21 protein-coding genes are annotated in these 25,498 nt (G+C 61.0%); 19 read left to right on the forward strand and 2 right to left on the reverse strand.

Features of this window, described 5'->3' with window-relative positions:
- Positions 1-26 precede the first annotated feature (26 nt).
- A complete protein-coding gene (locus tag ACYVAC_RS20430) occupies positions 27-944 on the forward strand; it encodes a ChaN family lipoprotein (protein WP_461099657.1) in 918 nt (305 codons plus the stop codon).
- On the opposite strand, the gene ACYVAC_RS20435 is transcribed toward ACYVAC_RS20430, so the two are convergent.
- Positions 938-2,014, reverse strand: coding sequence for a hypothetical protein (locus ACYVAC_RS20435; protein ID WP_461100174.1), 1,077 nt, complete (start codon positions 2,012-2,014; stop codon positions 938-940). The two genes, ACYVAC_RS20430 and ACYVAC_RS20435, sit on opposite strands and share 7 nt — an antisense overlap.
- Positions 2,015-2,081: 67 nt before the next feature.
- Here ACYVAC_RS20435 and ACYVAC_RS20440 point away from each other — a divergent pair, with 67 nt between their 5' ends.
- From ACYVAC_RS20440 to ACYVAC_RS20525, 18 genes are all read left to right on the forward strand, one after another.
- The gene (locus ACYVAC_RS20440) at positions 2,082-3,293 is read left to right on the forward strand and encodes a putative sugar nucleotidyl transferase (protein ID WP_461099658.1); all 1,212 of its coding nucleotides are present in this window, start codon (positions 2,082-2,084) and stop codon (positions 3,291-3,293) included.
- A gap of 46 nt (positions 3,294-3,339) precedes the next feature.
- Entirely contained in the window at positions 3,340-4,473 is a 1,134-nt protein-coding gene (locus ACYVAC_RS20445) for a DNA polymerase III subunit (RefSeq protein WP_461099659.1), read from the forward strand.
- 270 nt (positions 4,474-4,743) lie between these two features.
- A complete protein-coding gene (locus tag ACYVAC_RS20450) occupies positions 4,744-5,217 on the forward strand; it encodes an ATP-dependent zinc protease family protein (protein WP_461099660.1) in 474 nt (157 codons plus the stop codon).
- Positions 5,218-5,274: 57 nt separating this feature from the next.
- Positions 5,275-6,183 (forward strand): 30S ribosomal protein S6--L-glutamate ligase, encoded by a 909-nt coding sequence (gene rimK / locus ACYVAC_RS20455; RefSeq protein ID WP_461099661.1) that lies wholly within the window; start codon positions 5,275-5,277, stop codon positions 6,181-6,183.
- A gap of 104 nt (positions 6,184-6,287) precedes the next feature.
- Positions 6,288-6,842, forward strand: coding sequence for a hypothetical protein (locus ACYVAC_RS20460; protein WP_461099662.1), 555 nt, complete (start codon positions 6,288-6,290; stop codon positions 6,840-6,842).
- A gap of 105 nt (positions 6,843-6,947) precedes the next feature.
- Positions 6,948-11,069, forward strand: a complete 4,122-nt coding sequence (locus tag ACYVAC_RS20465) for an ATP-binding protein (RefSeq protein ID WP_461099663.1) — start codon at positions 6,948-6,950, stop codon at positions 11,067-11,069.
- Between the two features lie 114 nt (positions 11,070-11,183).
- Entirely contained in the window at positions 11,184-12,986 is a 1,803-nt protein-coding gene (locus ACYVAC_RS20470) for a histidine kinase dimerization/phosphoacceptor domain -containing protein (RefSeq protein WP_461099664.1), read from the forward strand.
- A gap of 149 nt (positions 12,987-13,135) precedes the next feature.
- A complete protein-coding gene (locus tag ACYVAC_RS20475; RefSeq protein ID WP_461099665.1) occupies positions 13,136-13,900 on the forward strand; it encodes a response regulator in 765 nt (254 codons plus the stop codon).
- Positions 13,901-14,141: 241 nt separating this feature from the next.
- A complete protein-coding gene (locus ACYVAC_RS20480; protein ID WP_461099667.1) occupies positions 14,142-14,564 on the forward strand; it encodes a curlin repeat-containing protein in 423 nt (140 codons plus the stop codon).
- A gap of 58 nt (positions 14,565-14,622) precedes the next feature.
- Positions 14,623-16,008 carry a hypothetical protein gene (locus ACYVAC_RS20485; RefSeq protein WP_461099668.1) on the forward strand — a complete coding sequence of 462 codons (1,386 nt, stop codon included), beginning with the start codon at positions 14,623-14,625 and terminating at the stop codon, positions 16,006-16,008.
- Positions 16,009-16,138: 130 nt separating this feature from the next.
- Entirely contained in the window at positions 16,139-17,584 is a 1,446-nt protein-coding gene (locus tag ACYVAC_RS20490) for a hypothetical protein (RefSeq protein ID WP_461099669.1), read from the forward strand.
- Between the two features lie 74 nt (positions 17,585-17,658).
- Entirely contained in the window at positions 17,659-18,234 is a 576-nt protein-coding gene (locus ACYVAC_RS20495) for a hypothetical protein (RefSeq protein WP_461099671.1), read from the forward strand.
- 10 nt (positions 18,235-18,244) lie between these two features.
- Positions 18,245-18,769 (forward strand): CsgE family curli-type amyloid fiber assembly protein, encoded by a 525-nt coding sequence (locus ACYVAC_RS20500; protein ID WP_461099672.1) that lies wholly within the window; start codon positions 18,245-18,247, stop codon positions 18,767-18,769.
- A gap of 34 nt (positions 18,770-18,803) precedes the next feature.
- Positions 18,804-19,229 carry a curli production assembly/transport component CsgF gene (locus ACYVAC_RS20505; RefSeq protein WP_461099673.1) on the forward strand — a complete coding sequence of 142 codons (426 nt, stop codon included), beginning with the start codon at positions 18,804-18,806 and terminating at the stop codon, positions 19,227-19,229.
- A gap of 32 nt (positions 19,230-19,261) precedes the next feature.
- Entirely contained in the window at positions 19,262-20,674 is a 1,413-nt protein-coding gene (locus ACYVAC_RS20510; protein ID WP_461099674.1) for a CsgG/HfaB family protein, read from the forward strand.
- A gap of 55 nt (positions 20,675-20,729) precedes the next feature.
- Positions 20,730-22,244: a carboxypeptidase regulatory-like domain-containing protein gene (locus ACYVAC_RS20515; RefSeq protein WP_461099675.1), complete on the forward strand. Its 1,515-nt coding sequence runs from the start codon at positions 20,730-20,732 to the stop codon at positions 22,242-22,244.
- A gap of 207 nt (positions 22,245-22,451) precedes the next feature.
- The gene (locus ACYVAC_RS20520) at positions 22,452-23,363 is read left to right on the forward strand and encodes a TIGR01777 family oxidoreductase (protein WP_461099676.1); all 912 of its coding nucleotides are present in this window, start codon (positions 22,452-22,454) and stop codon (positions 23,361-23,363) included.
- A gap of 9 nt (positions 23,364-23,372) precedes the next feature.
- Positions 23,373-23,837, forward strand: a complete 465-nt coding sequence (locus tag ACYVAC_RS20525; protein ID WP_461099677.1) for a regulatory protein RecX — start codon at positions 23,373-23,375, stop codon at positions 23,835-23,837.
- 125 nt (positions 23,838-23,962) lie between these two features.
- On the opposite strand, the gene ACYVAC_RS20530 is transcribed toward ACYVAC_RS20525, so the two are convergent.
- Positions 23,963-25,441 (reverse strand): hypothetical protein, encoded by a 1,479-nt coding sequence (locus tag ACYVAC_RS20530; RefSeq protein ID WP_461099678.1) that lies wholly within the window; start codon positions 25,439-25,441, stop codon positions 23,963-23,965.
- Positions 25,442-25,498 lie beyond the last annotated feature (57 nt).

The following is a 25,498-nucleotide window of genomic DNA, read 5'->3' on the forward strand; positions in this document are numbered from 1 at the left end:
CCGATACGCCCCGACCCGTTCTGTCTATGCGTACTACGCTGCTGCTACTGGCTGGTTTACTGGCCTTTTCCTTTCGTCCCGACAAGCCGGCATACCGGCTCTACGACGCCCGCGTCAAAGCCGTCGACTACGCGCAGCTGCTACGTCAGGCCGCCCAGGCCGATGTGGTGCTTTTTGGTGAGCTGCACAACAACCCCATCTGCCACTGGCTCGAACTCCAACTGGCCAAAGACCTGGCCCGTCTGAAAAAAGGACAGCTGGTGCTGGGCGCCGAGATGTTCGAAACCGACAACCAGCCCGCGCTGAGTCGGTACGTAACGGGCACGATCACCGATAAGGAATTTGCTGCCCAGGCGCGTCTGTGGCCCAACTACGACACCGATTACAAGCCCCTCACCGAACTGGCCCGAACGCAGCACCTGCCCTTTGTGGCCACCAACATTCCGCGCCGGTACGCCAGCCTGGTGGCCCGACAGGGGCTGGTGGCCCTCGATACCGTATCGGCCGCGTCGCGCGCGCTGATGATGCCCCTCCCGCTCACCGTCGACCTGACGCGCCCCGGCTACAAGGCCATGCTCGACATGATGGGGGGCTCGGCCCACGGGTCGGGCAGCGCCAGTCCCCACGGCAGTACCGGCGACATGGCGGCCAACTTTGCCCGGGCCCAGGCCGTTAAAGACGCGACAATGGCGTACTTTATCCGCCAGAACCTGAAACCGGGGCAAACGCTGCTGCACATCAACGGCGACTACCACTCTAAAAACTTCGACGGCATTGTGGCCTACCTGCGCGAGAACCCCGACCGGCCGCTCCGTATTCTGACCATTGCCTCGCTGGAGGTGCCCAACCCCGACGAACCCACCAAAGGGGGCGAAACCACCGACCTGCGCCACCTGGCCGATTTCGTTTTGGCCATCCCCTCCGATATGACCAAAACCTATTGATCCCCGCCGGCAGGTAGCTGACCGCTCAGGCAACCGTATTCCAGCACCAGCGCCCAGCAGTGGGCGTCGCAGTGCCAGCGCATCTGCGTGATCGGGTACGATGCCCAGCGACGCAGCCAGGGCGTTTCGTAGGCCGTCAGCAAACCCGCGATAAAAAAATAAAACCCCGCGAAGTCGCGCTCGATGGCGGTCAGATCGACGGGGGGCGGGGTGTCGCCCAGCCGCAGGCGGGTAATGGCCAGCAGCAGTTGCTCGATTCGGTTGGCCGGGCGGGGCGTTTGCTGCGCGTCGGTCAGGAGCCGCGCCCGGATGGGTTCCAGCTCGGGAATGGCAAACGCGCTTACCAGCCGGCTCAGGTGATAACCAATCAGCGTGGTGCGGGCGTAGTGGGGCGCGCAGGTAAACGGGTCGGTCTGGTAGCGCCCCGACAGAACGATGTCGCGCAGGTACGTGAGTGTATCGGCCTGGTGACCGTCGGGCGGCAGCCCCAGCGCGTAGCGGCAGTAGAGCAGATTGCTCAGCGCACAGGCGTCGAAGTCGATGGGCATGTCGCGTCCGAACCAGGTCGAGTAAACGCGCAGGGGCCGGTAATCGGGCCAGGTGTTGCGGATGGTCAGGCGGGTGCGGTTGGCGTGCTGCGGCAGCTTGTCGGCGAGCCACTGCCGGGTAGCAACCGGGGGCGGGCTGGTCAGGTACACCAGCGCCGTATCGTCGATATCGTCGGGAATCCGGAAGTGCTCGAAGTGCCGGAATACGTAGCCGTTCGAAAAGTGCTGCGACGGACGCGTCGGCCAGAAATTATAGGTAGCGAGCCCGTCTTTGTTTCGAAACCGCGGATAGCCCTGCGCTACGGCCCGCGCCGTCATGGCCGCTACCGCCTGCTGCGCACGGACCGATAGCTGCGGCCCCAGCGACTGCAGGGTAAACAGCGTGGCCGCCGTAAAAAACACGTTGGTATCGGGCCGTCGGTAGCCCAGCAGCGGTTGCCGGCGCTCCGACGGAAACAGGCCATCGGCACCCTGCAGCCGGGCAATCTGGGCCACGAGCGCATCGGACGGAATCGGGGGCATTTGCAAACCGGGCAACTACGTTTTTTTGGATAAAGGTCGGATATTTACAACCAGATTCTTCAAGACGATGGCCAACCTGATTTTATTCGACGACCCTGCGCTGCGTACGGCGCTCCTGCCGCTCACGTTTACCCGCCCTGTAGCGGGTATCCGGGTTGGTATCCGGACGCTGGCCGAGAAATGGGCCGATGCCCTGGATCAAACCCCTTCTTTCCTGACCGTCGATTACCTGCAGGCAAAGTTTCCGGCGGCCCCCGGCGCCGACAATCTGTATATCAACGGCGCCGTATGCCCCACGCCCGCGCTGCTCGACGCCGTACAGCGGCTCGCGCCCGGTCAGGGGCTCAACGATGGGCAGGGACTGGTGCTGGCCGTGCGGAGTACACACGCCCTTGGCCACGCCCCTACCCCATCGACCGTACATAACTGGCACACCCTGAACAGCCCGCTGACGGTGGTCCGCCACCTGTGGGACATTTTTGTGGAGAACGCCGAGCAGATCCGGGCCGATTTTACCCGCATCACGGCTGGCCGCACCTCCGAACCCATCACCGACCCCTTTACCCGCTGCTACGCCCCCGAAAACGTATTTATCGAACCGGGTGCGACCATCCGGGCGGCTATCCTGAATGCCGAAAACGGACCCATCTACATCGGCCGCGACGCGACCATCAGTGAGGGCAGCATCGTGATCGGCCCCTTCTCGCTCGGCGAAGGGTCGACCGTGAACTGGGGTGGCAAGATGCGCGCCAACACCACCATCGGTCCGTACTGTAAAGTGGGGGGCGAAATCGGCAATTCGGTGTTTCTGGGGTACAGCAACAAGGGGCACGATGGTTTCCTGGGCAACTCGGTTATCGGCGAATGGTGCAACCTCGGCGCCAACGTCAACAACTCGAACCTCAAGAACGATTACTCCAATGTAAAGATCTACAGCTACGCCACCCACCAGCTCGAAGATACGGGCCGGGCGTTCTGCGGACTGACCATGGGCGACTATACCAAAGCCGGCATCAGCACCATGTTCAATACCGGCACGGTGGTGGGCGTGAGTGTGAATGTGTTTGGGGGCGGTTTTCAGTACAAACACATTCCCTCCTTTTCGTGGGGCGGGGCCGCCGACGGTTTTACCACCTACCGGCTCGACAAAGCGCTGCAGGTAGCGGCCGAAGCCTACGGGCGTCGCAACCGCGTTTTCGACGACCTCGACCGGAACATCCTCAAAGCGATTTTCGACCGCAGCCACGAGCGACCAACCGACCCACTTTTCTCGTTCTAAAGGGGGCGGTGCGGGGCCAGTAGCCCCCGCCGTGAACCGACTTCCTATGCAATTTTCAGAAATCATTGGGCAGGACGATACCCGGCAGCTGCTGCTCCGGGCCGTACAGACCAATCATCTGGCCCACGCGCTGCTCTTCGACGGGCCCGAGGGGAGTGCCAACCTGGCGCTGGCCCTGGCCCTGGCGCAGTACGTCAACTGCGAAGACCGGCAGGGGTCGGGCACACCCGATGCCGATGCGTGCGGGCGCTGCGCGTCGTGTGTAAAAATGCAGAAACTGGTTCATCCTGATCTGCACCTCGTTTTTCCGGTGGCCAACCTGGCCAAAGGCAAAACCTCCGAAGCGTACCTGACTGAGTTCCGGGCCTTTATCCTCGACCAGCCCTACCGCACCCTCCCCGACTGGCTCGACCGCATGGGGGCCGATAACAAGCAGGGCAACATCTCGGCCGAAGAAGCCCGGCAGATTCTGCAGAAGCTGTCGCTCAAAGCCTACGAGGGGGCCTACAAGATTATGCTGATCTGGCTGCCCGAGTTGATGAACGTAGCCTCGGCCAATGCCCTGCTCAAAGTACTGGAGGAGCCGCCCGCCCAGACGCTTTTTCTGCTGGTGACCAACCAGCCCGATAAGCTGCTCATCACCATCCTGTCGCGCACGCAGCGGGTAGCGGTGCGGGCCTTTACCGATGGCGACGTGGCCACGTACCTGCGGCAGCACCGCAACCTCGACGAAACAACGGCCCGCCGGCTGGCCTACCTGGCCGACGGCAACCTGGCCGATGCGCTGCACCTGAGCACGCAGACGGGCACCGCCGACGAACATACGTGGTTTGCCGAGTGGATGCGCGACTGCTACCGGCAGGACCTCGCCAAGCTAGTGAAGCAGGCCGAGCAGTTCGACGGCTTCAGCAAGGAAAAGCAGAAAGGGCTCTTCGACTACAGCATCCGGCTGTGCCGCGATCTGTTTTTGTGGCAGCAGGGCGCGGGCGAGCTGCTGCGTCTGCCCGATGATGAGCTTGCGTTCGTGAAAAATTTCGCCAAAGTGCTTTCGACCGCCCACGTCGAACGCATCGTTGCCGACCTGAACCAGGGCGCCTATCATCTCGAACGAAATGCCCGCGCCCGGATGGTGCTGCTCGATTTGTCGCTTACCTTCGCCCGGCTGATTCGGCAGGGATAGTTTAGCGTTGGAGGGTTGTAAGGTTATAGCGTTATACAGTTGGCGAGTTATGGCGTTGGCAAACGAGTGTCGTACACGGATTGAGCGGTCGGCCGAACGCATCGCCTGTCAGCAGAAGCCCATCCCAAAGCAGGTCGTCCCAAAGCAGCCAGCCAGGCATTACCCTCGTCACTGACCAGACAACCCGACCTCCCCAACCAACTTCACAACACTGAAACGCTATAAACCCGAAACGCTACAACCCTCCAACTCTCAACTCTCCCCTACTCCATGTCGAAACAACTCATTGGCATGACTGACCGGGTCGATTTCCCGGACTTCGATCTGGTCGATATACCGGCCAAGGTCGATACGGGGGCGTATACCTCGTCGCTGCACTGCAGCGATGTGGAGGTTGTGCAGCTGCGGGGGCGGCAAACGCTTAGTTTTCGGCTGATCGACAAAACAGCCGACGACTCCCGGCGGTTCTTTACCCGACACTTCAGTCAGCGTATGATCCGCAACTCGTTTGGTGTAGCCGAGCTACGCTACGTTATCAGAACCCGGCTGGTGCTCTTCGGGCATACCTTCCGGGCCGAATTCACCCTGGCCGACCGCGAACGGCTCAAAAACCCCGTGCTGCTGGGCCGTAAAATTCTCCGTAACCGCTTTGTCGTCGACGTGTCGCAGAAAGACCTGTCGTATCAACTCAAAATCGACCAGCAACAGGCCGAATCCGACGAGGCTTCCCGCGTCGATCCGTAAGCCACTACCGTTGCCCGACCAGCCCACTCTTTGCTGACCAGAAACCCATTTGGCTCAATGCGTATCGCTATTTTATCGACCAATCCGGAGTTGTATTCGACCCATCGACTCCTCCGGGCAGCACTCGACCGTGGCCATAACACGCAGGTGATCAACCACCTCAACTGCCAGGTTATGATCGAGGGCGGCAAACCAACCGTGCTGCTCGAAGGCCAGGAACTCGACTCGTTTGATGCCATCATTCCGCGCATCGGGGCGTCGGTGACCGACTACGGCTGCGCCATCGTGCGCCAGTTCGAGATGATGAAGGTGTTCACAACGGCCAAGTCGCAGGCCATCATGCGGTCGCGCAACAAGCTGCGCAGCCTGCAGGTGCTCTCCAAAGCGGGCGTCGGCCTGCCCAAAACCGTGTTTGCCAACCACCCCAAAAACGGCAACGTCAACCAGCTCATCGACCTGGTGGGTGGTCCGCCGGTGGTGATCAAACTGCTCGAAGGCACCCAGGGCATCGGCGTGGTACTGGCCGAAACGGCCAAAGCCGCCCGCTCGACCATCGAAGCGTTCTACGGCCTCAAAAAGCACGTGCTGGTGCAGGAGTTTGTCGCCGAAGCCAAGGGGTCCGACATCCGGGCCTTCGTGGTGGGCGGGCGCGTGGTGGGGGCCATCCGCCGGCAGGGCGTCGACGGCGAATTCCGGTCGAACCTGCACCGGGGCGGCAACGCCACCGCCGTGACGCTGACCGCAGCGGAGGAACAAACCGCCATCGACGCCACCCGGGCGCTGGGCCTGAAAGTGGCCGGCGTCGACATGCTGCCCTCCGACCGGGGGCCGCTGGTGCTGGAGGTCAACTCCTCGCCCGGCCTCGAAGGACTCGAAAGCGCCACCGGCCTCGATATCGCCACCGACATCATTGCCTACATCGAAGACAAAATCCTCGGCGACGAAGGCGATACGGTGGGGGTATGACCAATGCGTGATTTATAAATTGAGCGATTGAGTGCACAACATCGGCCAGTTCATTGTTTATTCATCCACTCAACCGCCCAACGACACAATCACTCAATTGAATTATGCCCGCCCTCGACCCTGATCTGAAGAAAGCCATTGTGCGGATGCCTGATAAGGAAAAGGACAAACTCCTGCTGCGGCTGATTGCCAAAGATTCGATCCTGACCGAAAAACTCCAGTTCGAACTGGTCGAAGAAGGACACACCATCGACGACCGCCGAACGCTGATCCGGCAGTTTATCGACCGCACGGCCAACCTGCGGCAGGATTCGGCGAGCTCGGTGCTGATGGACATGCGCACGGCCAACGGCTACATCAGCCGCCACCTGAAAGTAACCAAAGACAAGTATGGCGAGGCTGAGCTGCTGCTGCATCTGCTCAACACATTCTACAACCACCACGCAGCGCTGCTGCACAAGCTCAACCACCGCACCGAACGTGTTGCGGAATACATTGCCAAACGCACCGATCAGCTGCTGAAAAAAGTGGCTAAGCTCGACCCCGACTACCACCTTGAGTTTGAGCCGGGTATCAACACCCTCCTGACCCGCATTTCTCAGTCGGCCCCGGCGCACACGGCCCGGCTGCTGGGCCTGCCCAGGTCGTGGGCCGCGTAAACCCACCCCGAGCGGTATTACCCGGTCGACATGGGACCAGCGCGGACGCCCTGACGAAACAACCCTACAGGGCCCCGTGTTGGTACCCATACCCCATTGGTCCCTATGAACGTCTTTCGCCACAGGGCCAACTGGCCCGATTGCTGTAATCTGCCCGGCCAGCCAGTCCTGTGGTGCAGCCATCGTGTTGCCAGTCTGGCGCTGTGGCTCGTCTGGCTCCTGACGGGGCCTCTGCCGGCCGGCTATGCGCAACAGCCGGAGGTAGCCATTGGGTGGCCACCCGTGCAGCAGCTGGGCGTTGGGCAGGGGTTGCCACAAGCCTTCGTATCGAGCGTGATTCAGGATGACGACGGTTTTCTGTGGGTAGCGACACTGGGGGGCCTTACCCGGTACGATGGCCAGAAAATGGTACCCTTTCTGCACCGGGCAAACGATCCGGCGTCGCCGACCAGCAATGGAGTCGATGAACTGATTCGCGGATCGGCCCACCAGCTGTGGGTGCTCTATGAAAACAACATGGTCGACCGGCTCGATACCCGTACGGGGCGCTGCCAGCGGCTGGCGCTTCTGAGCGACAGTCTGCGGGCTCTGGCTGCCTTTCGGCTTCGGCTCACCGACCGGCAGGGCACGTTGTGGGGGGTGGCCCTGAACCGGGGACTTTTCTGCTACCAGCCCCGGCAAAACAAAGTCGTGCGCTACACCCGGGCCACCAATATGCCCGGGCTGGTCAGCGATACCATTACGACGCTTGTCGCCGACCGGCGGGGCTGTATCTGGGCTATTTCGCCCGCGGGGCTGAGTTACATCGCCCCCGGGCAGGGCCTGATCCGATCGATCCGGTTTGCGACCCCGGCCCGGGATCTGCTCACCATTACACAAAGCCTGGACCGGGTGGAAGCGTTCATACGTCCCAACGGAACCATCGTAGTCAATACGCGCACCCAGCTGCTGCTTATCGATCCGGCCACGGGTGCCATCCGGCGGTTTCCCTTTGCCAGCCGCCCAACCATCGATCAGCCGCTTCTTCATCAGTCGGCCGATGGCCAGCTGTTTCTGCTGGCCGCCAACACGCTTTATCGCTACAACGACGCAGCTGGGGCCAGACCAGGCCTGTCGGTGCTCTGGCAATTTACCACCAGTCAGTCGGCTCAATCGGATGTGCTGCTGGGCACCAGCCTCATACTGGATCGATCGGGCGTATTGTGGCTGGGGGCCAATACCCGGGGGCTGTTTCGGATCGATCTGGCGGCCGCCCCAATCCAGGCCTTCCGCAACCGGATTACATTCTGCGCCGACGCCCTGCAAACCGGCCTGGGGCTGGCGCTGCCGTCTTTTTTCAACTGGCCTTTCGATAACCTCAGGGTACAATCGTCCTACGCGTTCAGAACGGATTACGATCGGGCGGGTAACCTCTGGATGAGTATTGGCAACGAAGTGGGCTATTACTCATTTTCGGCAAAGACCTTCACGAAACTGCCCAACCCCGCCCCCGGCCGGCAACGCGGTCTGGAAAGCTACCTGTGGGGACTGTCTATGGCACCAGATGGGCAGCTCTGGGTGGCTTCGCACACGGGTACGGTACACGGCTTCGACGCCACCCGTGGGCAATGGGAAACGTTCTCGTTTTCCAGCAATCCGGCGGTACTCCGCAAAACGCTTATCAACGACCTGCAGGCCGACGAAAAAGCCCTGTGGCTGACCAGTTCGACCCAGGGGCTGCTGCGTTTCGACCGGCGTACCCACCAGTGGCAAACCCTTTACCTGCAGCCCCGCCCGGTCAACGGACTGGCGTCTCCGCTGATGGATATCTACCAGGATGAGCGCCAGCCCCACTACCTCTGGATCGGGACTTACAACGGGCTGATCCGGTTCGACAAGCGCACCAGGCGCTACCGTTTGGTTACGATGGCCAACGGCCTGCCCAACAATACCGTCTACGCCATTCGGCCCGACCGGCAGCATCGCCTGTGGCTGAGCACAAACCGGGGACTGTGCCGCTTCGATCCGGCCAACGGCAGCACGCTGGTCGTGGGGCTTACCGATGGCTTACCCGGCGAAGAATTTAACCGCTACCACAGCCTCTCCTTTCCCGACGGCCGGCTGGCGTTCGGGGGGATCGATGGCTGGGTGCTGTTTGACCCGGACCAGATCCGGACCGACACCGACCAGCCGCACGTGGCCATCAGCAGCCTGACGATCAACAACCAGCCGGCCGACTCGCTGGGCCGGCCGACCGATTTGCCGCAGCTGTTCAATACCCTGCGGGCGCTGCGCCTGGCTTACGACCAGAATTACCTGACTGTCAATTTTACGGCCCTCAACTATCACCAGCCCAGCCGGGTTACATACCGCTACCGCCTGCAGGGCTACGACGCCGACTGGACCAGAACGACGCAACCCACCGCCAGTTACACCAAACTCCCCCCCGGCACCTACACCCTCCAGATCAACGCGGCTAATTCGGTAGGGCAGTGGAGCCCGCAAATCAGAACGGTGTCTCTGTCGATTCTGGCGCCCCCCTGGGCCAGCGGCTGGGCCTACAGCCTGTATGCCTTACTGCTGGGATCGGCCGGGCTGGGTGTGATCCGGTTCAGAGCAGCCCGCAGCCGCGAACGACGCGAGCTGGCCATGCGCCAGCGACAGGCCGATGAACTAAGGCAGCTCGATGCGGACAAAACCCGGTTCTTTACCAACGTGTCGCACGAGTTGCGAACCCCGCTGACGCTGATGCTGGGACCGCTGAGCAGTGTGCTGAACCGCCACCAGATCGACGGCCACGACGAGCAGCTGCTCCGCACGGCCGAGCGCAACGCCCGCCAGCTGCTCAGATTGGTCAACGAACTGCTCGAGCTGACCCGCCCCGCCACAGCGCAACCCGTGCTCCAGCCGCAGGCAGTGCCGCTGAACGGTTTGCTCCGGCAATGCCTGTCTTTTTTCGACACGACTGCCCGCCAGACAGCCATTACGCTCCGGGCCGAACTCGGCCGTACCGAAGGGCTCACCGTGCTGCTCGACGGACACAAGCTCGACCGGGTCATGCAGAACCTGCTGGCCAACGCCTGCAAGTTTACCCCGCCGGGAGGCACCATCACGCTGCGCACCGACACGATGGCGAACCAGCTACGGCTATGGGTGATCGATACGGGTCGGGGGATCCACCCTGCCGATCTGCCCTATGTATTCGAACGCTATTTCCAGACCCGTCAGCCCGACGCTCCTCTCGAGGGTGGCACCGGCATCGGGCTGGCCCTGTGTCAGGAACTGGTGCGGCTTATGCAGGGGTCCCTCACCGTCGACAGTACGCCCGGCAAAGGCAGTGCGTTCTGCGTGACCCTGCCGCTGTCGACGCTGCCCGGGCAGGCTACCGTCGCCGATGCGCCGGCCGTTGCCGAAGACGATCCAATGGCCGGGCCCGAGCCACTGGCAGAGGCCGATCCGGCTTCCCTGATGGCCTACCCCAGAGCCAGGATTTTGCTGGTGGAAGACAACCCCGATCTGCGCGACTACCTGACAACGGTGCTCAGCCCCTCGTTCGATGTGTTGGCAGCCGCCAACGGGCAGGCTGCTCTGAACCGCCTGGCCGACCTGCAGCAGCTGCCGAACCTGCTCATCTCCGATATTATGATGCCCGTCATGGATGGGTTTCAGCTGCTGACCGCCCTTAAAGCGCATCCGCGCTACCGCCTGATTCCGGTGGTCATGCTGACCGCCCGAAGTGAGACAGGCGATAAGCTGCGGGCGCTACGGCTGGGTGTCGACGATTATCTGCTCAAACCATTCGACGAAGCGGAGTTGCTGGCCCGGGTGTCGGCCCTGTTGCAGCACCAGCGGCAGCGGCATGAAGCGGCCCAACAGCCAGATGCCGGCGATCGGCCGGGCGAACCCACCGGTGCGCCTTCGCTGTCGGCCGATGAGGTGGCCTGGCTGGAGCAGCTCGAAACAATCATTACCGGTCGGGTCGGGCAGTTCGATCTGGTAGCCGACGAGCTGGCCGACGAACTAGCCATGACCCGCCGGACATTCTACCGAACCATTAAACGACTAACCGGACTGACACCGGCTCAGTATGTAGCCGAAGCCCGGTTCAGTACGGCGCGGCACCTGCTCGAGACCCGCCAGGTAAGCTCGGTCAAGCAGGTGGCCCACCGAGTGGGGTATCGACACGTCAGTCATTTCAGCCAGCTTTATCAGCAACGCTTCGGCAAAAACCCCGCCGACTACCTCTAAAAAAGGCAGGTTGGCACGGCTGTGACCTATTTTGGCACGTTTGTGCCCGGGGCAACGCCTTGTTTTGGAGACCCAACGGCGATCGTTCCCGTCGGGCTTCTCCCCTAACCCAACATGAATCGATTGTATCGGCAGTCCGTTAGCTGGCTGCTCATCCTGCTACCCACCTGCCTGCAGGCACAACCCGATAGGCTACCGGCCGCGCTGCGCTCGGCCCCCGACTCCGTCAAGCTCTGGACACTCCGCAACATCGGCGACTCGCTGATCTACGCCGGTCAGCTGGACAAAGCCCGCGCGGCCTTTGACCAGTCGCTGTCGATAGCGCTGGCCGGCAACGACCCCGATGCCCTTGGTATGAGCTACCGGGCCATCGGCTTCTGGTACGGTTCGTCGGGCGATTACAGCTCGGCCATCGGCTGGTATTTGAAGGCCATGACCGCCTTCAGGCAGCGCAGCCAGCCGCGCAAGCTGGCCCGCACAGCGTCGTTTATCGGCTTTGCCTACGACCGGATCGACAAGCTGACCGACGCCCGCCGGTATGTGCAGTATGGCATCGACCTGGCCCGAACGCACAACCTCCCGGGTGAACTGCACGAACTGTACGGCACGATGGCCAACATCGAAGCCCATGCCCGCCGGTTCGACCGGGCCATTGCCTACACGAAACCGGTGCTGGCCTATTACAGAGCGAATAAAGACACCGCATCTTACTTCGCGTCTCTGTTCAATCTGGCATTGCTGTACAAGAAGCAGGAGCGATACGGCCAGGCCGAAAACCTAATGCGTCAGGTACTGGCCTATGGCAACCAGCACCACGACACTTATTTTCAGGGCTACGTATACGCCAATCTGCCGGCGGTGCTGATTCCGCAGCACAAACTGGCCGAAGCCGAACAGGCCTGCCACCGGGCCCTGGCCTGGACCGACAGCACGGGTAGCTCCCGACACACAACGCAGGAAGAAGTGTATGCCCACCTGAGCCGGATTGCCGAACTGCGGGGCGACTACCGACAGGCTTTCACCTACTACCGGCAGTACACGGCCAGCCACGACAGCGTGTTCAACGCCACCAAGAACCAGCAGGTAGCCAGCCTGGAAGCCCGGTATCAGAACCGGCAGAAAGAAGATCAGATCAAGTTGCTCGATGCCATCACGACGCATCAGGCCCGGCAGATCAGCGCCGGAGCCGGTGGGCTGCTGGCTCTGTCGATCCTGCTCGGGGCTCTCTACTGGCAGTACCGGCGCCTGGGCCGCAGCCGCAACCAGATTCAGCAGCAGTCGACCCAGCTGACGCTGATGATGAAAGAACTGCACCACCGCGTAAAAAACAACCTGGCCATTATTTCGAGCCTGCTCAACCTGCAGTCGAACCGGCTCGACGATGAAAAGGCCATTCAGGCCGTGCGGGTAGGCCAGCAGCGAGTCGAAGCCATGTCACTTATTCACCAGCGGCTCTACCAGACCGACCGGGTGGCCAGTGTCGACATGGGTGAGTACCTCAACGATCTGGCCCGGAGCCTGATGAGCGCCTACGGCTATCAGCCTGACCGGTTCGATCTGCACCTCGACGTGGCGCTGCCGGAGCTGGACGTCGACGTGGCCATCCCGCTAGGATTGATCGCCAACGAGCTGATCACCAATGCGTTTAAATACGCCTACGACAGCCATACCGATCCGCAGCTGTCGATCCGACTGCACCAGAATGATGAAACATCGGGCAAAGGCATGACCCTGGAAGTGCAGGACAATGGCCCCGGCATCGACATCGTCGACGGCCAGCCGGCCGGCCCCCGGTCGTTTGGGAAACGACTGATTACGTCGCTGAGCGAGCAGCTCGACGGACAGGCCGAGTGGTTCCGGCAGAATGGCACCCTCTTCCGGCTGTCGATGCCCAACGTTCGGCTGGCCACCGCCTGAATCACCGGCCGGCCCGGAACCACCCTTATCCAACCCAGCGCAATAACCCCAGCCGGCCACCGGGTCAGGGATGCCCCAACCCATTCCGACCCTGCCACTGGCCGGTCGGCCACTGCTTTTTTGTATCATCTACGCCCATACATACACCCATGAAAACAACAGAACGCATGCAAATTCTGGTGGTCGAAGACGAGCCTATTCTGGCCATGGATCTGTCCGACAGCCTGGAAGAAGAAGGGTACTCGGTCATCGGCACGGTCAACAACGGCCGCAAGGCGCTCGACCTGTTCCAGCGCCATACGGTCGATCTGGTGCTGTGCGATATTATGATCAAAGGCGATTGGGACGGCATCGAGACGGTTCGTCAGCTAACGGCCGAGCGGCCGGTGCCGGTTATCTACCTGACCGCCCTGACCGACAGCAGCACGGTAGAGCGGGCCAAGCAGACGTATCCGGCGGCTTACCTCAACAAGCCCTTTCAGCTCACCAGCCTCCGTATCGCCATCGACCTGGCCGTTCATAACGCCACCCGGCAGCTGATTGCCCCGCCCCTGGCAACGCCCGATCGCGACAGCACGAGCCGCGAGAGTTTACTACAAATCAACAACTACCTGTATATCAAGCAGAACTACCAGTTCATCCGCATCGACCTGAATGAATTGCTGTATCTGGAGGCCGACAATACCTATACGCGGCTGGTTACGTCGAGCCGCAAATACATTCTCCGGCTGACGCTTAGCAACCTGCTGGAACGCATCAGTCAGCCCTGGCTGGTCCGTATCCATCGTTCCTACGCCATCAACATCAACGCTGTCGAGTCGTTCAACGACGTGGAGGTCAGCATCGGGCCGCAGCTGCTGCCCATGAGCCGAAGCTGCAAGGACGATTTCATGCGCCATTTTCTCTACCGGTAAGGCGGCAGCCGGGCGGGCTTCGGGCAAGCGGGCCGGGCCGGTGACCACCGCCCGGTGGGGGCAGTATCGTTCGCACACGAAACCGCCGTTTTCACTTACCACACACCGTCATTCACTGCCTTTCCCCGGCATCCGGTTCCGCGCCGGTCTACATTTGACTTGTCGATTGGCCGGCAGAATCATCCGCCCGGCCGGCACCATACCTTCCTCTTTTCTCTTGACTACTAACCCTTTACGTGCCATGCAAACCACACTCCTCACCCTGGGTACGCTGTTCTGTGCAGCGGCAGCCTTCGGCCAGAACACTGTCAGCATCAGTCAGTCGGGTGCTGCGGGCAACTCGGCTTCCGTCACCCAGTCGGGCGAGGGCAACACCGTCAGCATCAGCCAGTCGGGCGGTGGCAGCCCAACCGATGCCAGCCAGCCCGGCAACCGCGTTAGTCTGCGGGTGACGAAAGGCACCCAGACCACCATCGAGCAGCGTAGCCGTGGCGACGGACCGTTTGGCCCCAACTCGGTCGAGATTTCGCAGGAAGGGCTATCGACGGCGACCATCAGCCAATCGTCGGACAACGACCAGAACACCATCACGACCCTGCCCGAGCCGACACCAGCTCGGGCACCCCGCCGGCGCCCTACCCGGCGTGGCCATCGCCGGCCGTAGCCGATCGTATGCGTACAACAACCCAGTTCAATTTTCCAATTTCTACTAACTAACCACTATGAAAAAAGTACTCCTCACCGGATCGGCCCTGCTGGCCTTTGCCGCAGCCGGCTTCGCCCAGAACAACACCGCCACGCTGCTGCAAAACGGAACCAGCCAATCGGCCTCCCAATACCAGAGTGGTAATTACCTGAAATCGACCATTACGCAGGACAAAGGGTCGGGCAGCAACGCGGGCAGTTACGCCGGAACGAACCAGACAAGTACCGGTACGGCAGGCAATGAAGCGATCATCGATCAGAAGACAAATGCCAACTCGAACCGCGCTTTTGTAGCGCAGGAGATTGGTACGGGCAACAAAGGCACGATTACCCAAAGTGACAACAGTGGTGGCGGATCACTGCATGTGGGCAGCGGTACGTCGGCAGCCGACGTAAAGGCAGCAGGTGGCAACTGGGCGGGTATTCTCCAGCAGGGTAGCAACAACAAGAACACCTACGTCAATCAGGGAAAGTCGGCCAGCAGAAACTTCGGTGAGATCTACCAGTACGGTTCCGGCAACCGCCAGACATCCATCGACCAGTCGGACAACTCGAACGGGAATACGGCAACGGTTAATCAGGGAACGGCCAGCGCTTCCATCTCAAACGGACGGGTGGTTGTGTCGCAGCAGGGAAACAGCCGCAACAACGAAGCGTTTGTAACACAGCTGGCTAGCGGTAATGACGCTGTTGTTACTCAGAAAGGAGGAAACATAGCGGGTAGTGATAACAACAAGGCAACGGTTAGCCAGACAGACGGCAGCGGATCATCAGCTACCATTGAACAGCAGAACTACTCGACCACTAACGCGGCTACGATCACCCAGCAACGGGGAGGTAATACAGGATTCGTGAAGCAAAGCGATGCCAGCGGCTACAATACGGCGGATATCATGCAGCGCGGTTTTGGCGGCATGGCCACGATCAAACAGACCGATTATGCGGCCAACGGAACAGCGGCTATCGATCAGAATGGCTTCTCCAACATGGCGACTATCGAGCAGGTTAATGCCAACAGTAGCGGTAACAGGGCCAGTATCAAGCAGGATTTGAGTTCGACGGCTGGCTTCAGTAACGTCGCTGAAATCAAGCAGGGCGAACTGGGGGCAGGCACATCGGCAGCAAACGCTGCCTCGATCGTTCAGAATTACAGCCAGAACTCGGCCCGACTGCTACAGGTAGGTATCAGCAACACGGGTACGCTGACTCAAACGGGCGACTTCAACATCATCCGGGCTGGCGACGGAACAGCCGATAGTTTCGCGATGCAACGGGGTGACAACAACACCATGACAGTTACACAGGATTCTGGGGCAAGCGCACCGTATGTGCGAAACACCGCCAACGTCAGCCAGATCGGTAATGGCAATATGGCCAACATTGTACAACTGGGCCACAACTAGCCGATTCAGAAGCGTGGACTACCGTCGTCAGGATGACGGTAGCCCACGCTTCATCGCATTACCCGTATCCCAACGGCCGGATCTCCCGACCCACTAACCAGCAACTTTTCCTACTAACCAGCCCATTCCCATGAAAAAAGTACTCCTTACCGGTTCGGCCCTGCTGGGGTTTGCCGCTGCCGGCTTTGCCCAGAGCAACACCACCACCACCGTACAGACCGGTATCAGTCAAACGGCCCGGCAGCAGCAGACGGGCAATTACCTCACGTCGATCATCTCGCAGGATCAGACCACGCAGCGCAATGTGGGTAACTTCGCGGCTACCCGCCAGGAGAGCACCGGCGAGGCCGGCAACACGGCCATCGTACGCCAGGACGTAGGCTCGTTGGGCAACCGGGGCTACGTGACCCAGGTGGGGGGCACGGGCAACGTGGGCAGCATCACGCAAAGTAACGGCAGTGGGGAAAGCCCGCTGCAGGTAACCGACGGTACCAGCGTGGGAGCGGTGCGCGCACAGGGCGGTAACTGGGCTGATCTCTACCAACAGGGTTCCAACAACAGGGATGTCACCATCAACCAGAGCAACGTCAGTAAGGCAAACCTGGCCACGATTACTCAGTACGCCAACGGTAGCCGGCAAACCAAGATCGAGCAGTCGACGACGTCGGTCAGCAACGAAGCCCGCATCAATCAGGGCACTACCGGGGATGCAGCCATCAACGTAGCGGCCAGTATTCAGCAAAGCGGCACCAGTGATAAGAATAGGGGGCTGATCACGCAAACCGGCGAGGGCAGCGCGGGATCGATCGCGCAGAACAACAGCGCTTCCGGCAATGAAGCGACGATCAGCCAGATCAGCGGAGCGTACTACGAAAACGCCAACATCGTTCAGAGCGATATATCGTTGAGCAACAAGGCCTCGATACTGCAGACCGGTTTTGGCGACGTAGCGAAGGTGAATCAGTCGAATACCAGTCGCACTAACCAGGCTACGATTGAGCAGACAGGCACAGGCAGCAACGGTGCCACCATTAACCAGCAGTTTAATGCCCAGAACAACCAGGCTACGATTGAGCAATTGGGCGGCAACAGCAACGCGACGATCAACCAGCAGTATAATGCCCGGATGAATGCGGCAACGGTCCGGCAAAACGGATACGACAACACGGCCGGCATCAACCAGATCAATAGCATCAGCAGCACAGCAACCATCAATCAGAACCTGAGTTCGCCCGCTAATTCTGGCAACGTGGCGCAGGTCAATCAGGGCGAGCAGGCCGGCAAATCCTCCGTCGGCAACCTGGCTACGATCACCCAGGAGTCCAGCCAGAACCAGGCTCGTCTGCTGCAGGTTGGCGAACGTAACGTAGCCACGCTCTCACAAACGGGCAATTATAACCTTATTCGGGCGGCCGATGGTAGCGCCGGCAGCTTTGCCACGCAGCGGGGCACCACCAACACCCTTTCAATCAGCCAGGATTCGGGTTCGGGCGGAGTATACGTGCCGAATATTGCCAACGTCACGCAGTTGGGCACCGGCAACATGGCCACGATTATCCAGACCGGTCGCAACTAATCGCTACGGCATGCGGTAACCGGTGCCACGACTGGCATCGGTTACCGCTGTTTCTCCCAATGGCCCCTCTCCCTATGCGTTGTCTACTATTTCTTTTACTGGGCCTGACGACCGGCGCCGGGGCCCAGCCGGCCCCCGGACCGGCGTCGGCACTACCGGATGCTTACTGGCAATGGACGGCAGCCGGCACCGGTGCGGCACCGGCCCTGTCGTCGGCTAATGAAGTGATCATTCAGCAGGCTGGCAGTGGCAACCAGGCCCTGATGGCCGTGCTCAACGGCAGTCAGAACCGCGTGCAACTGAACCAGACGGCCAGTGGCAACACGGCATCGGTTCAGCTGACGGGCCAGGCCAACCAGCTGATGCTGACCCAGGCCGGGGGCGGCAACGTGCTGACCCTGGGCCTGACCGGATCGACCAACCGCCTGCGCATCGACCAGAACGGGGGCGACGTGGTGCAGCTGGCCGGCCTGACGGGCAGCCATGCTGGCATCGACCTGATTCAGCGCGGGGGCAACAACACCATCGTGGCCGACGGCCTGACGGTGCCCAGTCCGGCATCATCGGGTCAGGGTGTGGCCAACTTGCGTATCGAGCAGTCGGGCGGGGCAACGATTCGGATTCAGAACGGCCCCACCCCGGGGCGTTGACCAGCCAGCCATGAACCGATTTCGTTTGCTGGTGCTGTGCTGTCTGCTGCTGGCGGGACCGAGTCTGCGGGCACAGGACCCCGGTCTGTCGGACGAAACCCTCGACGAAACAAGGCTCGACGAGGCCGTTGTGACGGAGGAGGGTACCCAGACGCTGCTGCTCGACAATACCCGGTCGAAGATCGGGCGCGACTTCTACGAGGCTTTTTTCCGGCGCTATGCCGAGTTGCCTAAAGCGCCGGGCCTGCCCGCCCCAGCCGATTCGACCCGCACGGTTGCCCCCAACCTCGACCTCGATCTGGCGGCTTTTGTGGTCACAATCGATGAGTTGCCGGCCTTTGGCGTTGGCACGACCGTGATGGTGGTGTCGCTCAACGACCAGGTTATCTGGCAAAACTACGTGCAGGCCCGGACCGAAATCCTGGAGGCTTACGCCTTCGATGCTGCCGAACTGATCAATCAGTATGTACTTAACTATCAGGACGTTCAACGTTCGCTCGAAAACGACGACCAGCGGGGTTCGGGCATTTTTTAAGTTCAGACTCGCTGACCCACAACGCTTCTTCCTCATGCACTACCGTCTTCTGCTGCTGCTGGCTCTGCTGCTGGCCGGTGCCAGCGCCAGCGCCCAGAGCCTGGTCTATCGCCCCAACAACCCCAACTTTGGCGGCAACACGTTCAATTATTCGTGGATGCTCAGTTCGGCGCAGGCGCAGGACCGCACCGTCGACCCGTCGGCCAAACGTAACCAGACCGGCACGGCCAGCAGCAGTACGTCGCAGCTCGATGCCTACGCGCAGAGCCTGCAAAACCAGCTGCTCAGCCGCATTACCAGCAACCTCATCAGCAAACAGTTCGGCGAGTCGACGCTCAAGCCCGGCACCTACACCTTCGGCGATTTCCAGGTCGAAATCACCAACGGGTCCAGTGGCGTGGTGGTCCGTATCGTCGATGGCAAAGGGGGCGAAACCAGCATTACCGTACCCTATTACTGACCCCCCACCGCGCCCCCCTACTCCACTTATCTATGGCACGCTATACCTACGGGCGGCACCGCCTGCCAATCGCCCTGCTGCTGACGGGTTTTCTGAGCAGCTGCACGACCTTTTTTTATCAGCCCACGGGGCCACGCCGGGCCCGGCCGGGCGAAGAAACGCCTACTACGGCCACCCTGCGCCAGCTGCCCCCGCCCCATGAAAAAATCGTGGCCGCCGTGTATAAATTCCGCGACCTCACCGGGCAGTACAAACAGACCGAAACCGGCGCGGGTTTTTCGACAGCCGTTACGCAGGGCACCACCAACATTCTGCTCAAGGCCCTCGAAGAAAGCAACTGGTTTGTGCCGATCGAGCGCGAAAACGTGAGTAACCTGCTCAACGAACGCAAGATTGTCCGGTCGAGCGTGGCCCAGTTCAAGGAAGGCGAAAACCTGCCTCCGCTGCTGTTTGCCGGGGTCATTCTGGAGGGGGGCGTGGTTTCATACGATGCCAACATCATTACCGGCGGGGGTGGCCTCCAGTATTTCAGCGCGGGGGGCTCCACGCAGTACCGGCAGGATCGCGTAACGGTTTACCTGCGGGCCGTAGCCACCAAGACGGGTAAGATTCTGAAAACGATTTACACCTCCAAGACCATCCTGTCGCAGTCGGTCAATGCCAGCCTGTTCCGCTACGTAAGCTTCAAGCGGCTGCTGGAAACTGAAACCGGCCTGACCACTACCGAGCCGGGGCAGCTGGCCGTGACCGAAGCCATCGAAAAAGCCGTGGAAGGTCTAATCGTCGAGGGCGTTCGGGATGGACTGTGGGCGGCAGCCGAAAAGTCGGCCGGACCGATGAAAACCGTTCTCGACGCCTACGAGCGCGAAAAAAACCGCATGAACGAAACCGACGTGTATGGCATGCGCCCCGAAATCGACGCGCCCCTCATCACCATCCAGCCCTGGGCGGGTGTTATGCGCTACTATGGCGACTATGCCCGGCACAGTATGGCCAGCACCTACGGAGCCTCGGTCGATGTGCAGTTTAGGCCAACGCTGGGCCTTCAGCTCAACGGCGCCAGCGGCACCCTGTCGAGCGAAGGCGTCTTTTCGACCCGTATCGCATCGCTGGAGGGCAACCTGGTGTATACGCCGACACCCTTCCAGCGCTGGAGTTCGCTGCTGTTTATCGGGGGAGGCCTGGTGTCGCGCCAGGGGGCATCGCCCGTCAACTGGCAGGGCAGCCGCTACGCCCAGGCGCAAGGGGGCGTAGGCATTCGCTACGCATCGGCCGGGGCGCTGGGTTTCCGCACTACCCTCTCCTACAACCAGCCCTTCACCGATGCCCTCGACGGCATTGTGGCCGGTACCCGCAACGATTATTACCTGCGGGCCACCGTCGGGCTGACCCTGCATATCGGCAGCCTGTTTCGTCCCAGGCCCAAATCAATCACCGGCAAGTAATCCCACCGCCATGACCCCGCCCTTATCAGCCCGTTTTTTTGCCAACCGGTTCACCATGCGATTGCTTTATTATATCCTGTTCGTCACGGCCGGGCTGCTGGCGCTGGCGAGTTGCAACGAAGACGTCTATGTCGATCCGGTACAGCTCGCCACGGTGCGGGGCCGGGTGCTCTACAGTGTCAACCAGCAACCGATCGGCAACGCTACGGTCAAGCTGACGCCCGGCAACCGAATCGTTTCGACCGACTCTTCGGGCTCATTCCGGTTCGACAGCGTTATCGTCGGCAACTACACGGTGCAGGCGTCGAAAGCAGGCTACGGCACGCAGGTAGTCACTGTTGCGCCGACCACAACCACCTCGCCGGCCGTTACGATCCTGCTCACCGACGACAAGACCCAGAATCGCCCGCCCACAGCGCCTGTACTGGTCGCGCCCGCCCTGAACAGTACGACCCAGTCGACGACGCTGACGCTTAAATGGACTGCCACCGACCCCAACCGCGATACACTGACCTACGATGTGCTCCTGTTTCGGGCCGGAGCCAGCACACCCACCAGTTCCTACACCGGCCTGACAGCCGATTCGCTGACCATCAGCGGGCTGGACTACAACACCACGTACCTCTGGCAGGTACTGGTCAAAGACGGCGTCAACACCGTCAACGGGGCAGTGTGGTCGTTTCAGACCGGCAGCTACCCCGTGTACAGTTACGTATTTGCCCGGCGGATGAATGGTCAGTTCCAGATTTTCGGAGCCACGGCCGATGGGGCCGTTAGCCAGCTCACCCGTACCGGCAGCAACTGGCGGCCCGTTGTGAGCCCCAACGGGCAGCGCATCGCGTTTATCTCCAATGCCGATACCGATGTGCAGCTGTACACCATGAACCTCGACGGCAGCAACCGGCAACGGGTCACAACGGTGCCGATCAGTGGTCTGTCGGCGCTGGATCTGACGTTCTGCTGGTCGCCCGACGGTACCCAGCTACTGTATCCGGCCAACGACCGGCTGTACGCGATCCGGACCGACGGCGTTGGCCTGCGCACTGTGGCGCTGGCCAGCTACGGACGCATCTGGGCCGGCTGCGACTGGACTCCGCAGGGCGATCGGATTGTGGCCCGCAGCACCGGCACAAGCGTCTACGACAACGAGTTAAGCGTTTTTTCGGTCGATGGCAGCAACGCACGCACGTTCTACACCCGTCGAAACGGTCGCGTGGGCAACCCGGCCTTTTCGGTCAACGGACGGCAGGTTCTCTTTTCGGCCGACTCGACCGATTTTCAGAACGATCAGGGTCGGCAGCTCGACGCCCGCATCTACCGCTTCGACCTGACGACCAACACGCTGACCGATCTGTCGAAAGGCCAGGGGAACACGGGCAATCAGGGCAACAAACCCGCCGGTACCAACGACCTCGACCCGCGTTACTCCCCCACCGGAGCTGCCCTCATTTTCACCAGTACCGATAACACGGGCACGGGGCAGCGCAACGTGTATACCAGCGACGCTACGGGCAGCAACCGCAAACTACTCCTGCAACAGGCCGAAATGCCCTTCTGGCGCCAGCCCTAGCAACCCGCCCGATGCCTCTCTCCCACCCGCCCCTTCCCCCGCTGGCCGGTCGATGCCAACCGGGCCCGCACTGGTCTGTCCAGCATCGGTTCGCGGGGTCTTATTCCCGGCGGTAAAGTCTGACCGTGCCGCCGGGAATAAGACCTCGGGGAAACCCCAATGCGTAATCATGGGTTATAGAATGAGTACAACATCCCATGACCTACCATGAACAAGACGGTATTACTGACCGGCGGAACCGGCACCATTGGCCACCGGCTAACGGAAATTCTTCACCAGCAAGGCTTTCAGGTTGCCCTGCTGAGCCGCTCGGCCGAGCCGGTGCCCAACGTCCGCGTCTTTCAGTGGGATATTAAAAAGGGGCACATCGATCCCCGGGCTATTCAGAGTGCCGACTACATTATCCACCTGGCCGGGGCCGGTATCGCCGACGAGCGCTGGACCGATGCCCGCAAAGACGAGATTCTGAACAGCCGTACCGAATCGACCAAGCTGCTGGCCAAGGCGCTGGCCAGCACTACCCATACCGTAAAGGCATTTATCGGCGCATCGGCCATTGGGTACTACGGGGGCGACACCGCCGACCGGCCCCTGACCGAAACGGCAACCGGCGGCACCGATTTTCTGGCACAGGTAACGCGGGCCTGGGAACGGGCCGAAGACGAAGTAGCCGCCCTAGGCATCCGGACGGTGAAACTCCGTACCGGCGTGGTACTGACCATGGCGGGTGGGGCCCTGCCCAAAATTGCCCAGCCGATCCGGCTCGGCGCCGGAGCCCCGCTGGGGTCGGGGCAGCAATATATTTCCTGGATTCACCTCGACGACCTGTGCCGGATGTATTGCCAGGCCCTCACCGACGAGTCGTGGTCGGGGGTGTATAACGCCGTAGCGCCGATGCCCGTTACCAACGAGGGGCTCACCAAAGCCATTGCGGCCGTGCTGCACCGCCCGCTTATTCTGCCCAACATCCCGTCGTTTGCCCTGAAACTGATGTTTGGCGAACTGGCCATTACGGTGCTGGGGGGTAATTACGTGCTGAACAAGCGTATTGCCGATGAAACCGATTTCCAGTATCAGTTTGGCGACCTGCCCCGCGCCCTCGACAACCTGCTGACCTAGCCCAATGCCATGACCGATCTGCTTAAGGATGCCCTTCGGAAAGCGGCCATGTTCTGTGCCTATCAGGAGCGGACACAGCAGGAAGTGCGTGACCGGCTGAACGAGTGGGGTGTGTGGGGCGATGATGCCGAAGAAATTATTGCCGAACTGATTCAGCAGAACTACCTCAACGAAGAGCGGTTTGCCAAATCGTTTGCCGGCGGCAAGTTTCGGGTCAAAGGCTGGGGCCGACGCAAAATAAAGCAGCACCTCCAGCAACGGGGCATTACGGGCTATAACCTCGATCAGGCCATGAAAGAAATCGAGCCCGACGACTACCACACCACCCTGACCGACCTGCTCACCCGAAAACGCCAGAGCCTGCGCGACGACAACCCACTGGTGGTCAAACAGAAGCTATTCCGCTTCGCCCTCAGCAAGGGCTATGAGTCGGATTTGATCTGGCAGGTGATCGAGCAGGTGGGGAGTTTATAGTTTACGGTTTACAGTTTGTGGTTTACAGTTTGTAGTTTGTGGTCTGTGGTTTGCTATTGGCGGCAACAGCTGTCACCCGTTACAACGAACGACAAACTACAAACAACAAACCCACTCCCCCGCCTTTATTCCAGCTTGTAGAGACTGTTCCAGTCGTCCTGGTAGATGCGTCGGTAGCGCCCGATGCGGGCGGGGGCCGTGTCGGGAATGTCGTAAGCCATGTTCAGCTTCGGATCCGTAACCACATACGCAGCGCCTTCGCGGGCAGCCAGCTCGAAGAATTGAGGCAGGCTCAGCTTACCTCCGTATTCGTGCTGGTTGAGCAGGTAATAGTAAGTCAGACTGTGGATGCGGTAGTGACCGACCTGCTCGAAAAACAGGTCAAGCGGACCAATGATGGTGGCCCCCGGTTTGCCCATCAGCGTCGCCAGCCGGGCCGTTCGTTCGGCCACGACGGGGGCGCGGTTGGCGTACAGCAGCTGTCCGGCCTCGGCAACGCCCGACACCAGCCAGCCTACCACCAGCACCGCAGCTACGCGCTGCCACCGCACTGGCCATTGCCTTACTGGCCCCACCAGAGCCCGGCCGGCCAGCAGGCAGGCAAATGGCAGCAGCAGCAGCATATAGTATTTGGTGCTGCCCCGCGTGATGAGCCACAGCCAGACCGTCAGCGACGCCAGATAGCCAATCAGCGGCCGGCTGGCGCGATCGTACCGCCAGCTCAACCAGCCCACCAGTACCGTCAGCAGCGTAATGGCGGCTTCGACCTGGTTATGAAACAGCATCTGGTGGAACGAGGCCAGGGTGCGCAACTTGGCCAGCCAGCCAAACAGGTGCCGCGTGGCCGGGTCGTAGCGAAACTGCTGGAGGAAACGTGCCCACTGCCCGTCGACCGCTACGTCGGTAAAATAAAAGGCAAACACCGTAACCCAGATCAGGCCGTACAGAAACCCTTCGCGCCAGCGCCGGGCCACGGCCAGCCACGTTAGCCCCGCCAGCCCGTACATCAGCCCATTGAGATGGGTCAGGGCGGCCAGCCCCGCCAGCACAGCCGCCAGTACCAGCCGACCCGACAGTGGCCGGGACTGGTCGGGAGACAGTGACCGGGGCGGAATCGTGCTCAGAAAATAGTAGCCCCACAGCCCGAAGGCCGCGTTCATGGTTTCGGGACGGGCTACGAAGCCGAACCGCTGCACCAGCCCGCACGAAACGTAGAGCAGTAGGCTCCAGCCGAACAGGGTGCGGATCTGTTGGTCGCCTGTGGTAGCGTGGCGGGTCAGCGCGTAAAGGCCGGCCACATTGAGAGCCGCTCCCAGGGTGCCCAGCGACTCGACGGCCGGCGCCGAGAAACCCAGCAGAGCCGTCCAGCCGGCCAGCAGGTAGATATACAGTTTATGGAATACGTAGATACGGTCTTCCCAGTGATTGACGCCCCGGAAAAATTCGGACCGCACTACGCCGTCGCGCAGCAGAAAATACGCCTGTTCGGCAAACCAGGCATCGTCGAAATCGGTGGCGCGGTGGTAGGTGGTCAGCGTAAACAGCAGCACAAACAGGCCAGCGAGCCAGTAGAGCCACGGCTCGATGCGTTGGCGATCAGGCATACAGACAAACGAAAGTAGGCTGCGAAGATACAGCCTATTCGGGTTGCGTGCCGCGCC

It is taken from the genome of Spirosoma luteolum, assembly GCF_054778875.1.

Bases quoted from the DNA above. Each gene is read 5' to 3' on its own strand.
- ACYVAC_RS20430 (WP_461099657.1), top strand. From the start codon at position 27: ATGCGTACTACGCTGCTGCTACTGGCTGGTTTACTGGCCTTTTCCTTT.
- ACYVAC_RS20435 (WP_461100174.1), bottom strand. From the start codon at position 2,014: ATGCCCCCGATTCCGTCCGATGCGCTCGTGGCCCAGATTGCCCGGCTG.
- ACYVAC_RS20440 (WP_461099658.1), top strand. From the start codon at position 2,082: ATGGCCAACCTGATTTTATTCGACGACCCTGCGCTGCGTACGGCGCTC.
- ACYVAC_RS20445 (WP_461099659.1), top strand. From the start codon at position 3,340: ATGCAATTTTCAGAAATCATTGGGCAGGACGATACCCGGCAGCTGCTG.
- ACYVAC_RS20450 (WP_461099660.1), top strand. From the start codon at position 4,744: ATGTCGAAACAACTCATTGGCATGACTGACCGGGTCGATTTCCCGGAC.
- rimK (WP_461099661.1), top strand. From the start codon at position 5,275: ATGCGTATCGCTATTTTATCGACCAATCCGGAGTTGTATTCGACCCAT.
- ACYVAC_RS20460 (WP_461099662.1), top strand. From the start codon at position 6,288: ATGCCCGCCCTCGACCCTGATCTGAAGAAAGCCATTGTGCGGATGCCT.
- ACYVAC_RS20465 (WP_461099663.1), top strand. From the start codon at position 6,948: ATGAACGTCTTTCGCCACAGGGCCAACTGGCCCGATTGCTGTAATCTG.
- ACYVAC_RS20470 (WP_461099664.1), top strand. From the start codon at position 11,184: ATGAATCGATTGTATCGGCAGTCCGTTAGCTGGCTGCTCATCCTGCTA.
- ACYVAC_RS20475 (WP_461099665.1), top strand. From the start codon at position 13,136: ATGAAAACAACAGAACGCATGCAAATTCTGGTGGTCGAAGACGAGCCT.
- ACYVAC_RS20480 (WP_461099667.1), top strand. From the start codon at position 14,142: ATGCAAACCACACTCCTCACCCTGGGTACGCTGTTCTGTGCAGCGGCA.
- ACYVAC_RS20485 (WP_461099668.1), top strand. From the start codon at position 14,623: ATGAAAAAAGTACTCCTCACCGGATCGGCCCTGCTGGCCTTTGCCGCA.
- ACYVAC_RS20490 (WP_461099669.1), top strand. From the start codon at position 16,139: ATGAAAAAAGTACTCCTTACCGGTTCGGCCCTGCTGGGGTTTGCCGCT.
- ACYVAC_RS20495 (WP_461099671.1), top strand. From the start codon at position 17,659: ATGCGTTGTCTACTATTTCTTTTACTGGGCCTGACGACCGGCGCCGGG.
- ACYVAC_RS20500 (WP_461099672.1), top strand. From the start codon at position 18,245: ATGAACCGATTTCGTTTGCTGGTGCTGTGCTGTCTGCTGCTGGCGGGA.
- ACYVAC_RS20505 (WP_461099673.1), top strand. From the start codon at position 18,804: ATGCACTACCGTCTTCTGCTGCTGCTGGCTCTGCTGCTGGCCGGTGCC.
- ACYVAC_RS20510 (WP_461099674.1), top strand. From the start codon at position 19,262: ATGGCACGCTATACCTACGGGCGGCACCGCCTGCCAATCGCCCTGCTG.
- ACYVAC_RS20515 (WP_461099675.1), top strand. From the start codon at position 20,730: ATGCGATTGCTTTATTATATCCTGTTCGTCACGGCCGGGCTGCTGGCG.
- ACYVAC_RS20520 (WP_461099676.1), top strand. From the start codon at position 22,452: ATGAACAAGACGGTATTACTGACCGGCGGAACCGGCACCATTGGCCAC.
- ACYVAC_RS20525 (WP_461099677.1), top strand. From the start codon at position 23,373: ATGACCGATCTGCTTAAGGATGCCCTTCGGAAAGCGGCCATGTTCTGT.
- ACYVAC_RS20530 (WP_461099678.1), bottom strand. From the start codon at position 25,441: ATGCCTGATCGCCAACGCATCGAGCCGTGGCTCTACTGGCTCGCTGGC.